Origin of the sequence: Bartonella sp. AA89HNZF (genome assembly GCF_042196905.1) — a bacterium.
Classification (GTDB): Bacteria; Pseudomonadota; Alphaproteobacteria; order Rhizobiales; family Rhizobiaceae; genus Bartonella.
Genome location: NZ_JBHIRD010000093.1, coordinates 354 through 856 on the forward strand (window position 1 = coordinate 354; position 503 = coordinate 856).

At 35.6% G+C, this 503-nt stretch carries 1 pseudogene; it reads right to left on the reverse strand.

Annotation, left to right across the window (positions count from 1 at the left end):
* Positions 1-503 (reverse strand): annotated as a pseudogene (locus ACFIN0_RS09890) (hypothetical protein); the annotation flags it as partial.

Genomic DNA, 503 nt, shown 5'->3' on the forward strand with positions numbered 1-503 from the left:
AGCAGTTTTCCCTACACTCAAGATCTGATATTGCCCCTTTCCCAAAGCAGATGTTACATTAGCAGACGGTGCGTTAAATATAATAGAGCTATTATTAAGATTTAGTACTGAAACAGTAGAAAGTGCTCGTTGTTTAAGGTCACTGAGATCGAAATTAAAAGTATTAAAATCAGTATCTGAGTCCTCTTGACTGACTTTTAAGTACCATTTGCTGTTGTTGATCAGAGAAAGAGTCGTTGTATTTATTTTTAAGGTTCTTGCTCTTCCTTCTAGAATCGAATTATTCGCGGTTAATGTAAGAGAGACAGGAAGAGTATCGTCATCATAATATTTACGTCTGGTTTTATTTCTCAATAAAACATCAGCCCGAATTTCCGAATCTTTAAGGGAAATTTCAGCAACAGATTTTGAACCATAAGGACCCCGAATACCGACACCATCTTTCACAAGAAGTTTGCTCTTGGTAAGATTAATCCTATTGACAACATTTTCACCTTCTTTTA